16 protein-coding genes are annotated in these 14,951 nt (G+C 65.0%); 9 read left to right on the forward strand and 7 right to left on the reverse strand.

The genetic code is table 11. The features are described from left to right. The first annotated feature begins 12 nt into the window (after positions 1-12). Together I6F28_RS05375 and I6F28_RS05380 are read left to right on the forward strand one after the other, a co-directional pair. Positions 13-711 carry a helix-turn-helix transcriptional regulator gene (locus I6F28_RS05375; protein ID WP_225111545.1) on the forward strand — a complete coding sequence of 233 codons (699 nt, stop codon included), beginning with the start codon at positions 13-15 and terminating at the stop codon, positions 709-711. Positions 712-716: 5 nt separating this feature from the next. Beyond that, a complete protein-coding gene (locus tag I6F28_RS05380; RefSeq protein ID WP_035997229.1) occupies positions 717-1,031 on the forward strand; it encodes a YkgJ family cysteine cluster protein in 315 nt (104 codons plus the stop codon). Here I6F28_RS05380 and I6F28_RS05385 read toward each other — a convergent pair. Together I6F28_RS05385 and I6F28_RS05390 are read right to left on the reverse strand one after the other, a co-directional pair. After that, positions 1,028-1,426, reverse strand: a complete 399-nt coding sequence (locus tag I6F28_RS05385) for a hypothetical protein (RefSeq protein WP_035997226.1) — start codon at positions 1,424-1,426, stop codon at positions 1,028-1,030. The genes I6F28_RS05380 and I6F28_RS05385 overlap by 4 nt on opposite strands. A 280-nt stretch (positions 1,427-1,706) precedes the next feature. After that, positions 1,707-2,054: a DUF3307 domain-containing protein gene (locus I6F28_RS05390; RefSeq protein ID WP_050995827.1), complete on the reverse strand. Its 348-nt coding sequence runs from the start codon at positions 2,052-2,054 to the stop codon at positions 1,707-1,709. A 403-nt stretch (positions 2,055-2,457) separates the two neighbouring features. Here I6F28_RS05390 and I6F28_RS05395 point away from each other — a divergent pair, with 403 nt between their 5' ends. The 3 genes from I6F28_RS05395 to I6F28_RS05405 all read left to right on the forward strand — a co-directional run bounded on the left by I6F28_RS05395 (position 2,458) and on the right by I6F28_RS05405 (position 5,271). Further along, complete coding sequence (locus I6F28_RS05395; protein ID WP_225139408.1) at positions 2,458-3,903, forward strand: TAXI family TRAP transporter solute-binding subunit; 1,446 nt, start codon at positions 2,458-2,460, stop codon at positions 3,901-3,903. A 240-nt stretch (positions 3,904-4,143) separates the two neighbouring features. After that, positions 4,144-4,362 carry a hypothetical protein gene (locus I6F28_RS05400; protein ID WP_035997220.1) on the forward strand — a complete coding sequence of 73 codons (219 nt, stop codon included), beginning with the start codon at positions 4,144-4,146 and terminating at the stop codon, positions 4,360-4,362. Between the two features lie 123 nt (positions 4,363-4,485). Further along, positions 4,486-5,271 carry an enoyl-CoA hydratase/isomerase family protein gene (locus tag I6F28_RS05405; protein ID WP_225139409.1) on the forward strand — a complete coding sequence of 262 codons (786 nt, stop codon included), beginning with the start codon at positions 4,486-4,488 and terminating at the stop codon, positions 5,269-5,271. 7 nt (positions 5,272-5,278) lie between these two features. Here the strand turns inward: I6F28_RS05405 and I6F28_RS05410 are convergent, their stop codons facing one another. Further along, a complete protein-coding gene (locus I6F28_RS05410) occupies positions 5,279-5,923 on the reverse strand; it encodes a glutathione S-transferase family protein (protein ID WP_225139410.1) in 645 nt (214 codons plus the stop codon). A gap of 86 nt (positions 5,924-6,009) precedes the next feature. Here I6F28_RS05410 and I6F28_RS05415 point away from each other — a divergent pair, with 86 nt between their 5' ends. Continuing rightward, positions 6,010-6,990 (forward strand): helix-turn-helix transcriptional regulator, encoded by a 981-nt coding sequence (locus tag I6F28_RS05415; protein ID WP_225139411.1) that lies wholly within the window; start codon positions 6,010-6,012, stop codon positions 6,988-6,990. A gap of 137 nt (positions 6,991-7,127) precedes the next feature. Continuing rightward, positions 7,128-7,376 carry a hypothetical protein gene (locus I6F28_RS05420; RefSeq protein ID WP_035997328.1) on the forward strand — a complete coding sequence of 83 codons (249 nt, stop codon included), beginning with the start codon at positions 7,128-7,130 and terminating at the stop codon, positions 7,374-7,376. A gap of 56 nt (positions 7,377-7,432) precedes the next feature. On the opposite strand, the gene I6F28_RS05425 is transcribed toward I6F28_RS05420, so the two are convergent. From I6F28_RS05425 to I6F28_RS05435, 3 genes are all read right to left on the reverse strand, one after another. Next, the gene (locus I6F28_RS05425; protein ID WP_225139412.1) at positions 7,433-8,380 is read right to left on the reverse strand and encodes a fatty acid desaturase; all 948 of its coding nucleotides are present in this window, start codon (positions 8,378-8,380) and stop codon (positions 7,433-7,435) included. A 15-nt stretch (positions 8,381-8,395) separates the two neighbouring features. Then, positions 8,396-9,412 carry an alpha/beta fold hydrolase gene (locus I6F28_RS05430; protein ID WP_225139413.1) on the reverse strand — a complete coding sequence of 339 codons (1,017 nt, stop codon included), beginning with the start codon at positions 9,410-9,412 and terminating at the stop codon, positions 8,396-8,398. A gap of 160 nt (positions 9,413-9,572) precedes the next feature. Then, the gene (locus I6F28_RS05435; RefSeq protein WP_035997206.1) at positions 9,573-10,376 is read right to left on the reverse strand and encodes an MBL fold metallo-hydrolase; all 804 of its coding nucleotides are present in this window, start codon (positions 10,374-10,376) and stop codon (positions 9,573-9,575) included. A gap of 179 nt (positions 10,377-10,555) precedes the next feature. Here I6F28_RS05435 and I6F28_RS05440 point away from each other — a divergent pair, with 179 nt between their 5' ends. Together I6F28_RS05440 and I6F28_RS05445 are read left to right on the forward strand one after the other, a co-directional pair. After that, the gene (locus I6F28_RS05440) at positions 10,556-11,755 is read left to right on the forward strand and encodes an MFS transporter (RefSeq protein WP_035997203.1); all 1,200 of its coding nucleotides are present in this window, start codon (positions 10,556-10,558) and stop codon (positions 11,753-11,755) included. Positions 11,756-11,952: 197 nt separating this feature from the next. Next, entirely contained in the window at positions 11,953-12,903 is a 951-nt protein-coding gene (locus tag I6F28_RS05445) for an AraC family transcriptional regulator (RefSeq protein ID WP_035997200.1), read from the forward strand. Positions 12,904-12,938: 35 nt separating this feature from the next. Here the strand turns inward: I6F28_RS05445 and I6F28_RS05450 are convergent, their stop codons facing one another. Beyond that, positions 12,939-14,552: an acyl-CoA synthetase gene (locus I6F28_RS05450; protein WP_225139414.1), complete on the reverse strand. Its 1,614-nt coding sequence runs from the start codon at positions 14,550-14,552 to the stop codon at positions 12,939-12,941. Positions 14,553-14,951 lie beyond the last annotated feature (399 nt).

The following is a 14,951-nucleotide window of genomic DNA, read 5'->3' on the forward strand; positions in this document are numbered from 1 at the left end:
AAGAGAATTGTCATGAGACGCGCCGACCGGCTGTTTCAAATCATCCAGGTGCTAAGGCGCACGCGTAAGCCGCTGACGGCAGACGCGATCGCGGCCGAGCTCGAGACTTCGAAGCGCACCATCTATCGCGACATCGCAACCCTGATCGGCCAGCGCGTGCCGATCCGCGGCGAAGCCGGCATGGGTTACATCCTGGAAAAGGGTTTCGACCTGCCGCCCCTGATGCTGACGCCGGACGAGATCGAGGCGGCCGTGCTGGGCGCGCAATGGGTCGCAGGCCACGCCGATTCCGCGCTGGCGCGCGCGGCCGAAGACTTGATGGCCAAGATCGCCGATACCGTCCCGGAGCGCCTGCGCCCCTTCGTACTGGAGCCGGCGAGCCGGGCGCGTCCGAGCTGGAACCGGGAACCGGACCGCCTGGACATGGCGCGCACCCGGACCCAGATCCACGAAGGCAAGAAGATCATGCTGCGCTATCGCGACGAACAGGGCCGCCCCAGCGAGCGCATGATCTGGCCGATCTCGGTCGGCTATCTCGAAGCCGTGCGGCTGCTGGCGGCCTGGTGCGAGCTGCGCGGCGACTTCCGCAGCTTCCGCACCGACCGCGTGGTCGATGCGACCTACCTCGACGAGAAATATCCGGAACGGCGCGACGTGCTGCGCGCGAGATGGCGGCAGAGCCTGGTCTGGGGTCCGCCGAAGGACACGTGAGGACGATGGACGAGACCGAGCTGTCGAGCTGTTGCCAGGGCTGCGGCGCCTGCTGCGGCTATTCGCAGAACTGGCCGCGCTTCTCGATCGAGAGCGACGAGGAGCTTGCGCTGATCCCGGAGGCGCTCGTCAACGACCGGCAATCGGGCATGCGCTGCGAGGGCGATCGCTGCGCGGCATTGCAAGGCGAGATCGGAAGGATGACGGCCTGCGGCATCTATGACGTGCGGCCGGAGGTGTGCCGCACCTGCATGCCTGGTGACGCCGAATGCGCGATGGCGCGGCGGAAGTTCGGCCTGCCCGTTATCGAGGCCGCTTAGGCGGGGACGGCTTCGCCGATCTCGTCGTCGAGCTCGTCATCGAGCGGTGCGAGCACCGAGAGCGGCTTGGTCGACAGCGTGATCGGCTTGCGCCCACCCGTCAGCGACGTCGAAGCTTTCGCGGTACCTTCGCGCGACAGCGCGAAGAGCGTCGAGCCGACGCGGCCGCCATTCTCGATCAGGTCGCGCTCGCTGCAGCTCGCTGCGATCGCGACCGCCAGCGAGTGCAAATGGCTACGGCGGTAGCAGAACAGCGCCAGCCTGGCGCGCACGTCAGGGGAAACACTCTCAACCAGCCTCGGCAAGCCACTCTCGCTGGCGCGATACATCTCGCCAAGGAGCTCGTCGCGGACCGGGCAGAAATCGCTTTCAAAGGCGTCGCGGCTTGAAAACATTGCAGTTCTCCCTCGTGTAAGGAAGATGCAGCGCAATTCTCTAACGAAAGGTTAACCACGCTGCCCGGTAGTCACCCGGGGTGGTTGCGCGTCGGCCGCGAATCGGTGGGACGCCTTGGTGGGGTTTTCAAAGTCTTCCGCGGCGTCATGGCCGGGCTTGTCCCGACCCTTCACGGAAAGCCAGGAGGCACGAAGAACGTGGAGGCCCGGGACAAGCCCGGGCATGATGATCCCTCGTGCTGATGGCGATTGCCTCTCCCCGAAGGCCCAAAGGCGACCTTCAGTTCGCCGCCATGAAGATCGCGAGGCCGAAGCCGGTCAGGTGGTGCAGCGCCTGGTCGACGCCGATCAGGGTCCAGAACCAGGGATGGGCGAGGTCGACGCCGAAATTGGCGGAGACGTATCCCTTGGCGCGGTCGATCGTGATGTGGATCAGGAAGTCGAAGAAGGCCACGAACCAGAATCGCGGCGCCACGATCACGATCAGCGGCAGCGCGACGGCAAGGTGGACCAGGCAGTGCACCAGGAGCGGCAGGGCCCAGCCATGCTTCTGATCCTTGCCGTGCGCCATCCAGGCGGTTTGAAGAACGAAATCGGCGATGACGTGCTTGAAGGTGAGCAGCAACATCCAGCCAATGAGCGCTTCAACCGGAATCGCCGATGACATGGGTGGAAACGACAAAGCTGACGCCCTCATTGACGTGACGAGAAGAATTGGAGCGTTCAGCGCAACTTCTTCTTGGACCGGTCAAATCGCCGGGACGCGCAATTTATGACATCTCCCGCGGCGGAATGCAGCCGGGTGGAACCGGAAAATCGCCAAGTGTGGCTAACCGGTGATAGGATGGCCAATCGCCGCGGACATATCGACTAAGGTTACCTCCGGCTCGAAATTTGCATTCCGCTGCCTTCGCGCTATCATCGGCGATCGGGAATATCGTTCTTTTTTCAGGCGTTTACGAATTACCGGGCCCGCCGCGCTTCCAAGCCACGCGCCGCCGCCAGCCAAACGATAAGGCCAGAGTGCCGCCATGAGTACCGAAGGCCCCATCGCATCGCCGACCATGCCGCCGCCCCGGCGCCCCAAGGTGATCAAGACCAACCAGCAGCAGGTTCTCCTCTACGTCGTGCTGACCCTGCTGCTGTCGTTCGCCACCGTCTGGGCCGGCCGCACGCTGGTGCACAATTCGGAGACGCTGACCTTTGCCGTCGGCGGCCCCAACAGCGATGAGGCGCTGTTCGCGGCCAAGCTCGCCGCCCTCCTGAAGAACAACGCTTCGCGCTTGCGGATCAACATCGTCAACAACGCCGACAATGCCAAGGCGCTCGCGCAGTTCGACCGCAGGCAGGCCGACCTCGCCGTGCTGCGCACCGACGCCGAGGTGCCGCTGCGGGCGCGCACGCTCGCGATCCTCGAGCACGATCTCGTGCTCCTGCTCGGTCCCGGCAACAAGAAGATCAAGTCGCTGGCCGAATTGAAGAAGAAGAAGGTCGCGGTCGTCGCCGAGAACGAATCCTCGCTCGCCTTCGTCCGCAGCATCCTCGACGTCCCCGATGGCCCTGAGGCTGCGAAGATCCAGATGGCGCCGCAGGGCGCGACGCTCGACAAGCTGTTCGCCCCGGCAAACGGCTTCAGCGCGGTGATCGCGATCGTCCACGCCTCGAAGGCGGTCCGGGACAAATCCTATGAGCAAGCCGCCAAGCGCGGCGGCTTCACACTGAACACCATCGAAGAAGCCAAGACGCTGGCGCGCAAATTTCCCGGCATTTCCGATGAGACCGTGACAGCCGGCTCGGTGTCGACATCCCCGCAGATTCCCGACGACGATCTCGACACGATCGGTCTCGAATGGCTGCTGGTCGCGCAATCCCGGATGTCCCCAAGCACGGCCGGCGAGCTCGCCCGCATCGTCTACGAGAACAAGGCGGCGCTCGGGCTCGACAACGGCTTTGCCACCAGGATCGAGCCGGCCTCGGTCGAGAAGGACGCCTTCGTGGTCGCGCATCGGGGCGCCGCCGACTACATCAACGACGATACCAAGTCGTTCGTGGATAAGTACAGCGACTTGATGTATCTGGCCGCCGCAGCGCTCAGCGTCATCGGCTCGATCTTCGCCGCGATCTACGCCAAGATCACCCGCATCGCGCCGGAGAAGGCCAGCGAGCTCTCGACCGCCATCCTCGACATCGGCGAGCGGATCGAGCACGCCCATTCGCTGGATCAGCTCGAATGTCTCCAGGATGAGCTCGAGACCATCTTGCGCGGTGCCGTCATCGGCCTCAGGGACGGCACGATCAGTACCGACGGGCTCGACACCTTCAAGCTCGGCTACGAATTCGTCCGTGACGAGATCGGCATGCGCCGCGACTATCTGAAACGTCATGCCGGCGAAGCCGACAAGACGGTATGCGATGCCGGCCCGGCTCCGTCAGACGACAGCAATGTCGTGGTGGTGAAGACCGCCCAGAGCGCCTGACAGCCGCCCCACCGTTGTCGTGTCCCGGACAGCTGCAATGCCGAAGGCATCGCAGCGCTGAGCCGGACCCAGGAACCGGCACAATATCCGTGACCACATGGACCCCGGTCCTGCGGTGCATCACTTCGTGCTGCGCCGCGTCCGGGGCACGAGACGGAGGCTACCCGTCCGATCGCCAGCCAGTCTGGAACCCTGCCCACCCGCAACCGTTGGTTTCCGGTTGCAACCGGAGAACGCGGCATGCGTGCACTCCTCATCATCCTCCTTCTGGCAATGCTGGCGGCGGCCGGCTACTTCGCCTATTCCGCAATGGCGGTCGAAGGTGAGCCGATCCCGACGGAAGGCTATGTGGCACTGGCGCTGGGCGCGGGGTTTTCCGTCATTGTCGGCGTCGGGCTGATGGTGCTGCTGTTCTTCAGCAGCCGCCGCGGCTACGACGAGCCGCCACATTTCAGGTAAGGCACCCCGCCAGGGACGGCGACGTGGACGGCAGGCCCGCTGCAGCGGCGCGGCAAACGACCGGCGCCGTCGTTGACGGCCTCCGCCCGGGCGGGCACTTTGGCGCCGACAACGGAGACGAGAATGTCGGACATAGCCGACGCAGCATCTAGCCCCCTGCTCGAAATCATCGGCGCCCGCGCCACCATCCGCCTCAACCGGCCGAAACATCTCAACCGGCTGCAGGCGGAGGATCTCGACGAGCTGACGAGACTGTTCGACCGGGTCGAGGCCGATCCCGATATTCGCGTGCTGGTGCTGACCGGAACCGGGCGCGCCTTCTCCGCCGGCTACGATCTCAATTCGGTCGCGGAACGCGCGGTCAGCGCGGGCGAGCAGCAGAGCGCGGGCTCGGCGTTCGAGGCCGTCGTCAACCGGCTCGAGGATCTCGGCGTGCCGACCATCTGCCGGCTCAATGGCGGCGTCTATGGCGGCTCGACCGACCTCGCACTCGCCTGCGATTTCCGCGTCGGCGTCGATACCGCGGAAATGTTCATGCCGGCGGCGCGCCTTGGGCTGCATTACTACCCGAGCGGCATCAAGCGCTACGTGACCCGCCTCGGCGTCGACAATGCGAAGAAGCTGTTCCTCACCGCGCAGAAGATCGACGCCCCGGAAATGCTGCGCATCGGCTATCTCACCACAATGGTGCCGGTGGAATTCCTGGACGAGGAGGTCGACACGCTCGCTGCGATCCTCGCCGGCAACGCCCCCCAAGCGATGCGCGGCATGAAGCGCGCGATCAACGAGTTCGCCCGCGGCGAGCTCGATGAAGGCGCCGCCGACCGGCGCCACCGCGACAGCATGCGCGGCGACGAGATCAAGGAAGGCATCAAGGCGTTCGCCGACAAGCGGGCACCGCGATTTTGACGCCCTCTCATCCACCCGCCGCGGCGGCATGCTGCGCCGCCATCTCCGCATCTGCGGCATTGATGCGCTGGAACGCCGGCCGCGCCGTCATGCGCTCCGCATAGCGGACGAAGACATCCTTCTTCGGCACGATGCCGAACATCATGGTCCAGCTGAACGCGACGCCCCACAATACGTCGGCCGCCGTCATGCGCTCGCCGAGCAGATAGGGCCCGTTCGCCAGCTGGGCCTCGAGCCCACCCAGCATCGTATCGTAATCGGCATAGGGCGATTGCGTGATCGGCGCCGGCTCTCGCTGCATGAACTTGTCGATCAAGGCCGGCTCGAACGACGACCCATAATAGGCGATCCAGCGCAGATAAGGCCCGCGCAGCGGATCGTTCAGGGCGGGGGTCAGCCCCGCTTGCGGGAACAGGTCGGCGAGATAGATGGTGATCGCGACCTGCTCGGTCACCAGCGCCTCGCCGTGGCGAATCGCCGGCACCTTGCCGAGCGGGTTGAGGGCGAGATAGGCGGGCTTGCGCTGATCGCCGGCCTTCATGTTGAGGACATGGAGATCGTAAGGTGCCCCCAGCTCCTCGAGCAGCACGCGCGTGCCGGTGGCGCGCGTCTGCGGCGAATAGAACAGGGTGATGCGGTTCGGATCGGTCATGGCAGTCTCCATCTGGCCGGCTGGCGATGGCGCCGCTTGTAGCGGACCATACCTGACATCTTGTGTCAGGTATGGTCTAAGGGATCATGCGCGCGAGCCGGATGCTGTCGATCCTCACCACCCTCCAGGCCAGGGGACAGGTCACCGCGCCCGAGCTCGCGCAGGCCTGCGAAGTGTCGGTGCGCACGATCTATCGGGACATCGACGCGCTCGCGGCGTCCGGCGTTCCCGTTTATGCCGACCGCGGCGCGGAAGGCGGCTATCGGCTGCTCGAGGGCTATCGCGTGCGGCTGAACGGGCTGTCGCAGAGCGAGGCGGGCGCGTTGTTCCTGGCGGGATTGCCAGGCCCGGCCGCCGCACTCGGGCTCGATGCTGCGATGATCGCCGCCCAAAACAAGCTGATGGCGGCACTGCCACCGAATTTGCGTGAGGATGCCGGGCGGATGCAGGAGCGTTTCCACCTGGACGCGCCCGGCTGGTTCGGTGAAGCGGAAGACCCGAAGCACCTGCGCACCATCGCTGGCGCTGTGCTGCGCGGGACGCTGATCAGGATTCGGTACCAGAGCTGGCGATCCGAGAAGCAGCGCCGCGTCGCGCCGCTCGGCCTCGTGCTGAAGGGCGGCAGCTGGTATCTCGCAGGACAAGTCGACGGCAGCGTGCGCACCTATCGCGTCGCACGCGTGCTCGACTGCACAGCCCTCGGCGACCGCTTCGATCGTCCAGCCGGCTTCGACCTCGCCGCCCATTGGCGGGCCGCGACGCTGCGGCTCGAAGCGGAGATGCACCCCAATGTTGCGATCGTCCGGCTGTCGCCGTTCGGCGTGAAGCTGCTCGACGCGCTCAGCCAGCCCTATGTCAAGGCACGCACGCAGCTCGAGGAGACAGCCGATGCAGACGGCTGGCGCATTGCGCGCGTGCCGGTCGGAAAGACATCGTGGCATGCCGCGGCCGAACTGCTGCGGCTCGGCCCGGAAGCCGAAGTCCTTGAACCGGCCGATCTCCGCGACAAGATGGCCGAGCTGACGCAGGCGATGGCGGTGCGCTATCGCGCGGCGCAGAAAGCCTGATCGCGGCGCATTCTGCCGCAGCCCACGAAACATTCCTGAAACACGATTCTTCCCGCTTGCCATGAACGCGATCGCGTCTCGTCTCGACGGAAATGCAGGGACGCAACAATGGCCCTAGCGCCGAATGGAGAATGAAGATGTTTCGTAAGCTTGCACTTGGTCTGATCGCCGCCGGCACGCTCGGCGTTGCCGCTCTCGCCCCCACCGCGGCCTCGGCCGGCGGCTTCCATCACCATCATGGTCATCACCACTGGGGTCCCGGCTGGGGCTTTGGCGGTATCTACCTCAACACCGGCGTCAGCAATTGCTATCAGGAGCGCCTGGTCCGGACCCGTCACGGCCTGCGCGTGCGCGTCGTGAACGTCTGCGCCTACGGGATCTACTGATATCTCGATATCACGACAAAGCTCCGGTCGCACCGCGGCCGGAGTTTTGCGTTGAGCTAGCCGGCCTGCCGCTGCCGGCGAAACCAGGCCCAGGTCTCGCGCGTCGTTCTGATGTAGCCGCGGCCGCGATGGACGATCTCGCCGTCGACGATCGCGTTCAGCTTCGGCAGGGCGTGAAAGGGGATCGAGGGATAAGCGTGGTGCTCGACATGATACGGCATGTTCCACGCGAACCATTTGACGATAGCACCGGTGTAAGTCGTGCGGGTGTTCTGAAAGGCGCTGCGGGTGCGGTCGCAACCGGTATGCTCGGCGTAGAGATAGGGCCGCAGGAAGAACTGCCCGATCACGAGCGGCACGATCCAGACCCAGAGCAGCAGCGCTGAAGAGAACCACAGCGACAGCGCGAGCAGCAGGGCGTAGAGCGCGACATAGGCGCGCGCCTCGGCAACGATGGTGCTGCGCTTGCTCTCGGGAATCCATGGCACGACGACCTTGCCGGTGATCGCGTGGCCGAGCATCAGCCGCAGACGGCCGGCGACCTGGAGCAGGCCGCTATAGGCGAGCGCAAGCTGGGTGTCGGACGTCGGCTTCACGCCAACGATCAGCTCGGGATCCCTTTCCGGGTCCTGCGTGTAGCGATGATGGTCCCAGTGAAACAGACAGTAATATTCGTAAGGCAGCCCGATGATGAACGCCGAGAGATAGCCGACGCCGAGATTGAGGCCCCGGCTCCTGAACGCCGTCTTGTGCGCGGTCTCGTGCACCGCCATGAACAGGAAGGCGACGACATAGCCCTGCACCACCATCAGCGGCAGCGCCCAGAGCGCGCCCCAGCTCGACGAAACCGTCCAGATCAGCACGCCCACCAGCACAATCACGCTGTAATGGCCGAGGCTCTGCACCGCACCTCTGATGTTGGAGCGAACCGACAATTCGCGCAGCGTGGTGGGCGTCAGGGGCTTCAGGCGATGGCCGGCGTCCGGAATGGTTGCGTCGCTCATGGTCGGTTGCGTGCCCTACTTGCGGAGAAGCTCGGCGATCTCGGCCTTGATGAAGGCCTGGTCGCGGGGATTGTTGATGGGATTGCCGGCGCGATGGCCATGCAGCGACGGGATCGGATGCAGCACCGCCGATCTCGCGTTGACGAGCTTGCCGAGCTCGTCCTCGTTGTCGTGCACGTCGAAATAACGGTCGGTCGCGCCCGGCATCAGCAGCATGTGTGCCTTGATCGCCGCCAGCGCGCGATCGAGATCGCCGGCGAATGCCGCACACCGACTGATATCGCCACGCTGCCAGATGCCGATCTGCGCCAGAAGATCGTTGGCATCGCGCCGCGCGAAGGAAGCATCCCAGGCACGGGCGAGATAATCCTCGAGTGAGGTGAAGCCGGCCTCGCGCCAGAGCTCGTCGCGATAGAAGCCGTGCGACATCGCCCAGCCGGCATAGACGCGCCCCATGGCGCGGTAGCCGGCGACGGGTTTTTCGAGGAAACGACCATCGCGGAAGGCGGGATCGGCCGTGAGCGCGGCCTTCACGCTTTCGAGGAAGACGTAGTTGTAGGGTGAGCAGCGGGCGCTGCCGCAGACGATCGCGGCGCGCTCGACCATGTCCGGATGCAGCGCCGACCAGTGATAGGCCTGCATGCCGGCCATCGACCAGCCATAGACCAGCGCAAGCTTCGAGATGCCGAAGCGTTCGGTGAGCAGCCGGTGCTGGACCGCGATGGCATCGTGATAGCTCACCTCGGGGAAGGGCGCGGGCGTGTTGGAGGGCGACGACGACAGGCCGTTGCCGAACAGGTTCGGGATGATGATGAAGTAGTGCGTAGGATCGAGCACGCCGTCGGGCCCGATCAGCCATTCAATGTCGGTGTGCTGGGCGCTGAACGAGGTCGGATAGAGGATGACGTTGTCTTTGGCCGGGCTCAGCGTGCCGTAGGTCTTGTAGGCGAGCTTCAGCCCGGGAAACACGGACCCGGATTGGAGCGTGACGTCGCCAGCCTCGAAGATGTCGTAGTCGCGCTGCGCCGTCATGCACTCAGCTCCCGCTCACGGAGGCCGCTAGACCTCACGGCTTCTTCGATGCATCGATCATGCCGGCTCCCGCCAGATGCGCCGTTTGCGCCCGATCTTATAATGTACTTATAGTACACTAATTAGAGGCCGGCAAGATAAATCCGATCCGCAACCCGGCTCAGGCGATGGCCGCGAGATAGCGCGCGACCGACGCAGCAAACGCCGCCTTGGCACCGCTGGCGATGTTGCGGCCCCACCAGGCGCCATAGATCCGGTCGAAGGCGAACGGCTCGACGGCTGACGCAATCCGCCGCACCGCGGCGGCGTTGAGCGGCATGTAGTTCGGATAGGAATACATGAAGCTGACGAAGCGCCGGTCCATCGTCACCTGCGCGATATCTCCCGTGAGCAGCGCGCCCTTGCCGTCCGCACCACGCGCATAATGCAGCACGGTGGCGCCGGCGAAGTGGCCTCCGGTGCGCAGCAGCAGCACGTCGCCGGAGAGGCGATGGCTTTCGCCGGTCCAGTGCACGATCGCCGGATGAGGCCGCGTGACAAAGGCGCGATCGTCGGCGTGCAGATAGACCGGCACGCCACCGAACCTGTCGCTCCAGTCGGCGACCGCGCCATAGTAATGCGGATGCGAGATCGCGATGGCCTTGAGACCGCCGAGTGCTGTGATGTGATGGATGGCCTCGTCGCTCGCGAGTGGAATGCAGTCCCACATTACGCAGCCGCCGCCGTCGGGCACCAGCAGCGCTCGCTGCCCGATGGCAAAGCTCGGCTCCATGCCGATCCCGGTCAGGCCGAGATCGTCGCGCCCCACCAGTCGGTGCTTGCGCGCGAGCTCCTCGCGCGTGAGGAACGCTTGACCGTCCCAGCCGACGAACTGGCGCTCGTCCTCGCAGATCGGACAGGCCGCAGGGGGTTTTCCGCTATCCGGGAATTGAGCGCCGCAGGTTGCGCAGGTCCAGAGGGGCATCGCGCTGATCCATCATGATCCAGTCTTGCAAGACATGACGTCGCACTCGCCGGATCGCAAGAGCAACCGGAACCAACGCCATGAGAGCAGGTTAAGTTCTGGTCCGCCCGGGCACCCGCCCGCCGAGTCCGCATCATGCGAGATCCGATTCGATCGGCAGCATCAAGTTCAGCGTCTCGATGACATCTCGCCCTTCAACGTCTCGCATCTGGCCCCTGTTCGCGCTCAATTTCTTCATGGCCGACATGCAGTCGGGCATCGGGCCGTTCGTCGGGGTCTTCCTTCAGGAACGCGGCTGGGCGACCGGCCTGATCGGCACGGCAATGACGATCGGCAACGTCGCGGGCATGCTGGTCACGACTCCGATCGGCGGCTTCATCGATTCCAGCCGCAACAAGCGGCTGTGGGTGATCATTCCCGGCATCTGCGTTGTCTCGGCGTCCGCAATCATCCTGATCTCGCAAAACTTCTGGGCGGTGACGTTCTCGCAAGTGGCGCAATCGCTGGCGAGCGCCGCAATCGTGCCGGCCGTCACGGGCATCACGCTCGGCATCGCCAAGCAGAAGGGCTTCAATGCGCTCAACGGCCGCAACCAGGCGTACAACCACGCCGGCAACATGGTCGGAGCCGCGCTCTCAGGCTATCTCGGCTACAAGTATGGCTATTTTGCCGTGTTCGCGCTGGCGGCCCTGTTCGGCGCCATCGCGATCGCTTGCGTGCTGATGATTCCGGCCAAGGCGATCGACGATCGCGCCGCGCGCGGCAGCAAGGAGGACGATTCCAAGGCGCCGCCGGATGCGATGACGATGCTGCTGAAGCACAAGGCGTTGCTCGTGCTTGCTCTCGCCCTCGCGCTGTTCCACCTCGGCAATGCCGCGATCGTGCCGCTGTACGGACTTGCCGCGGTCGCCGAGGGACAGGCCAACGGCCCGAGCTTCGTCGCAACCACCGTGGTGATCGCACAGGGCGTGATGATCGTGACCTCGCTGATCGCGATGAAGGCCGCGAGCAAGCGCAACTACTGGCCGATCATCTTGGTCTCCTTCATGTTCCTGCCCATCCGGGGCGTGCTCGCCTTCTTCGTCACGGGATGGTGGGGCGTCGTGCCGATGCAGGTGCTCGACGGCATCGGCACCGGGCTTCAGACGGTTGCCGTCCCCGGCATGGTCGCGCGCTCGCTCAACGGCACCGGCCGCATCAATCTCGGCCAGGGCGCCGTGATCACCGTGCAGGGCGTCGGCGCGAGCCTCAGCCCGGCTCTCGGCGGCTGGATCGCGCAATGGATCGGCTATGGGCCGACCTTCCTGCTGCTCGGCGGCTTTGGCCTGGCGTCGATCGCGCTGTGGCTGGCCTTCAGTGCGGCGGTGAAGAAGTATTGAGGTTCTCCGGCGCCTGGCGGTCGCGGCGCAGCGTGCTCGATTTGCCCAATAAGGAGGCTGCGGCACCTCGTCGCTGGCTCAGCGCGTAGGTGCGAGTGGTTTTTTGCGCAATCTGGCGCATTTCTAGTTGCCGCATCCCCGGCGCGCCGACGAAAGTGCGGACCGCAATGAATCGGCAATAGGCGTTCCGGCGATCGATGACCCAGCCGCAGCTCTCATTCGATGGCGACCCGAACGGTGCGGCCTATGAACAATGGCGCGAGCAGTTTTGCCGTCAGGTAGCGAACGTCGATTTCGTGCCGGTTGGTGAAGGGCGCGTTCACCGAACCATTGCGCCTGCCATTCTTCCCCGCCTCAGACTCTCGGCCTCGTTCGGCACGCCGATGTCCTTCGTGTCATTGGGAACGAACGACGAGTTGGTGATCACGACGTCGCCCAATTCGGCATTGCGTGGGGCCATGGGGAAACGGCCACTGGAGGTCGCCGCCGGCGACATCACGATCGGCGATCCCTCGATCAAGGGGGCCCAAATCACGCAACTGGCGTATGGTAATTTCCAGACCGCGCTGCTGCCGCGAAAGGCCCTGCTGCGCGCCTGCCCGAATGCCGAGGACCTGATCGCGGGGTCGATCTCCGGCGCCAACCCGATCACATCGATGTTCCTGCGATATTACGATCTCGCGCATGCGCACGCGGACAAGCTCGCGCCGGCGGAGCTCGACGCGGTCTCGCAGCACCTGTTCGACCTCGCCGTCCTGATGCTCGGCGCACGCGGCGATGCCGCCGAAGAGGCTCGATTGCGCGGCCTTGCGGCGGCGCGCTTCGAAGCGCTCAAGTCCGACATCCTGGCGCAGCTGGACAGCCCCGCATTGTCGCTGTCCGACCTTGCAGCCACGCACCGCATCAGCGCGCGCACGATCCAGTTACTGTTCGAGAAGGCCGGCATCACCTATAGCGGCTTCGTGCTGGAGCAACGATTGCTGCGCGCCGAACGACTGCTGCGAAATCCTGCGATGCGCAGCCGCAAGATCATCGAGATCGCGCACCTCGCCGGATTTCACGACGTCTCTTACTTCCATCGCGCGTTTCGCCGCCGTTTCGGAGCGACGCCCGACGACGTCAGGAAGCTGGCTGGCGAGGCCGAATAGGCGAGTTCGCCGCGACGGCGCCGGAACGGCGCCTGCTACGTCCCAAAGCTCTTCTGCACCGCCTTGTCGAGCGTCTCGCCGCCGACGAAGCGCTGGCGCAGCTCGCGCTTGAGCAGCTTGCCGCTCGGATTCTTCGGCAGGGCGTCCACGAAGATCACGCGCTTGGGCACCTTGAAGTGGGCCATATGGCCGGCGCAATGTCTGATGACGGTTTCTTCGTCGAGCTTTGCCCCGGTCTTGACCACGACGATGGCGGTCACCGCCTCGATCCAGCGCGGATCGGGCAGGCCGACGACCGCGACTTCGGAGACCTCCGGGATGCGATAGACCATCTCCTCGACCTCGCGGCTGGCGACGTTCTCGCCGCCGGTCTTGATCATGTCCTTGACGCGGTCGACCACGGTGATGTGGCCTTCCTCGTCGACCGTGGCGAGATCGCCGGAATGAAACCAGCCGCCGGTGAATGCCGCTGCGGTCCTGACCGGATCGTTGTAATAGCCGGAGAGCAGATGCGGCGAGCGATGCACGATCTCGCCGACTTCGCCGACCTTGACGTCCTCCATCGCTGTGTTGACGACGCGCGTCTCGACGTTGAGCACGGGCTTGCCGGCGGAGCCGGCCTTGCGGAGCTGATCCTCCGGCCGCAGCACGGTCGCGAGCGGCGCGATCTCGGTCTGGCCGTAGAAATTCCAGAACTTTACGGCCGGCAGCCGGCGCTGCAATTCGAGCAGCACCTCCACCGGCATGATCGAGGCGCCGTAATACCCCTTCTGCAACGTCGACAGATCAGTCTTGTCGAAGTTCGGCGAGCGCAGCATCGCGATCCAGATCGTCGGCGGCGCGAAGAACGAGGTGATCCTGTGCGCCTGGATCAGCGCCAGGATGTTGTCGGCCGTCGGCTTGCCCGTGATCACGCCGGAGGCGCCGAGATACACCTGCGGGCCCAGGAACACATCCAGCTGCGCGCAATGATAGAGCGGCAAGGCGTGCAGGAACTTGTCGTCCACGCTCATGCCGCCGTCGATGATGCAGCTGACATACTGCCACATCACGGCTTCATGGGTCAGCATCGCGCCCTTGGGCAGCGATTCCGTGCCCGAGGTGTAGACGATCTGCGCTAGATCGCGGCTGTCGACCGAGGCGTCCAGGAACGAGCCGTCGGGATGCAGGAGATCGTCGAAGGTGGTGAGGTCTGCAGGCGGCGCGGCCGGATCCTCGCCCGGCAGCCAGATCATCTTCTCGACCGCGCAATCCTTCGCGCTCGCCGCGCGTGCCGGCCCGACGAAATCGGGTCCGGTCGCGAGCAGCCTTGCGCCGGAGCTCTTCAGGATGAAATTGATCTCGTCCGGATTGAGCATGAAGTTGATCGGCACCAGCACCGCGCCGATCCGCGCCGCCGCGAAGCGTAGCGCCGCAAAGGCGTGCGAGTTGCGCGAGAGCACGGCGAGGCGGTCGCCCTTGCCAACGCCGAGGCCGAGCAGGCCGCGGCCGAGCCGGTTGCAGATCGCATCCATCTCGGCAAAGCTCCAGCTGACATCGCCGCAGCTCACCGCGAGCTTGTTCGGCTCGCGGCCTGCGGAGCGGCGCAGAAGATCGCCGATGGAATGCTCGCGCGCTTTCGAGATGGTGGCTGCAATGTCGCCGGTCATTTCTTCCCCGTGGAATTTCGCTCGGCTCAACGCTCGCGAGCTTTCGTGTTTCGCGGAACGTAGTCGGCGCTGTCAGCGACGTCAAATTGCACGGGGCAGATCAAAACTCGCGAAAACAACCCCATGCACAGTAGACGGGGGCTGCAAGATCAATGGGTTAGGTGTGGAGCCGGATTGGGTGCGGGTCGGGCAGGCTTTCAGGAGCCAAGAGGCCGAGGAATCGTGGTGACTCGCCTGTCCGGCTCGCCCAAGCGAGCCGAGGCGAATTGGCCGCGATCGTTGCCGCCCATTCCGAATGGGGTCTCTCGCGATTTGCTTCGTCGGGCAAAACAGGAGCATAGTGGCATCATCGCAGGAGGTCGGGCGGGCCGGGATGTGGCGGCGCCTTTCGGCGAGCGA

The organism is Bradyrhizobium sp. NBAIM14, from assembly GCF_020193895.1.
Classification (GTDB): domain Bacteria; phylum Pseudomonadota; class Alphaproteobacteria; order Rhizobiales; family Xanthobacteraceae; genus Bradyrhizobium; species Bradyrhizobium yuanmingense.

What these genes read in the sequence shown, in the direction of transcription:
- I6F28_RS05375 (WP_225111545.1), top strand. Translation starts at nt 13, where the DNA reads ATGAGACGCGCCGACCGGCTGTTTCAAATCATCCAGGTGCTAAGGCGC.
- I6F28_RS05380 (WP_035997229.1), top strand. Translation starts at nt 717, where the DNA reads ATGGACGAGACCGAGCTGTCGAGCTGTTGCCAGGGCTGCGGCGCCTGC.
- I6F28_RS05385 (WP_035997226.1), bottom strand. Translation starts at nt 1,426, where the DNA reads ATGTTTTCAAGCCGCGACGCCTTTGAAAGCGATTTCTGCCCGGTCCGC.
- I6F28_RS05390 (WP_050995827.1), bottom strand. Translation starts at nt 2,054, where the DNA reads ATGTTGCTGCTCACCTTCAAGCACGTCATCGCCGATTTCGTTCTTCAA.
- I6F28_RS05395 (WP_225139408.1), top strand. Translation starts at nt 2,458, where the DNA reads ATGAGTACCGAAGGCCCCATCGCATCGCCGACCATGCCGCCGCCCCGG.
- I6F28_RS05400 (WP_035997220.1), top strand. Translation starts at nt 4,144, where the DNA reads ATGCGTGCACTCCTCATCATCCTCCTTCTGGCAATGCTGGCGGCGGCC.
- I6F28_RS05405 (WP_225139409.1), top strand. Translation starts at nt 4,486, where the DNA reads ATGTCGGACATAGCCGACGCAGCATCTAGCCCCCTGCTCGAAATCATC.
- I6F28_RS05410 (WP_225139410.1), bottom strand. Translation starts at nt 5,923, where the DNA reads ATGACCGATCCGAACCGCATCACCCTGTTCTATTCGCCGCAGACGCGC.
- I6F28_RS05415 (WP_225139411.1), top strand. Translation starts at nt 6,010, where the DNA reads ATGCGCGCGAGCCGGATGCTGTCGATCCTCACCACCCTCCAGGCCAGG.
- I6F28_RS05420 (WP_035997328.1), top strand. Translation starts at nt 7,128, where the DNA reads ATGTTTCGTAAGCTTGCACTTGGTCTGATCGCCGCCGGCACGCTCGGC.
- I6F28_RS05425 (WP_225139412.1), bottom strand. Translation starts at nt 8,380, where the DNA reads ATGAGCGACGCAACCATTCCGGACGCCGGCCATCGCCTGAAGCCCCTG.
- I6F28_RS05430 (WP_225139413.1), bottom strand. Translation starts at nt 9,412, where the DNA reads ATGACGGCGCAGCGCGACTACGACATCTTCGAGGCTGGCGACGTCACG.
- I6F28_RS05435 (WP_035997206.1), bottom strand. Translation starts at nt 10,376, where the DNA reads ATGCCCCTCTGGACCTGCGCAACCTGCGGCGCTCAATTCCCGGATAGC.
- I6F28_RS05440 (WP_035997203.1), top strand. Translation starts at nt 10,556, where the DNA reads ATGACATCTCGCCCTTCAACGTCTCGCATCTGGCCCCTGTTCGCGCTC.
- I6F28_RS05445 (WP_035997200.1), top strand. Translation starts at nt 11,953, where the DNA reads ATGACCCAGCCGCAGCTCTCATTCGATGGCGACCCGAACGGTGCGGCC.
- I6F28_RS05450 (WP_225139414.1), bottom strand. Translation starts at nt 14,552, where the DNA reads ATGACCGGCGACATTGCAGCCACCATCTCGAAAGCGCGCGAGCATTCC.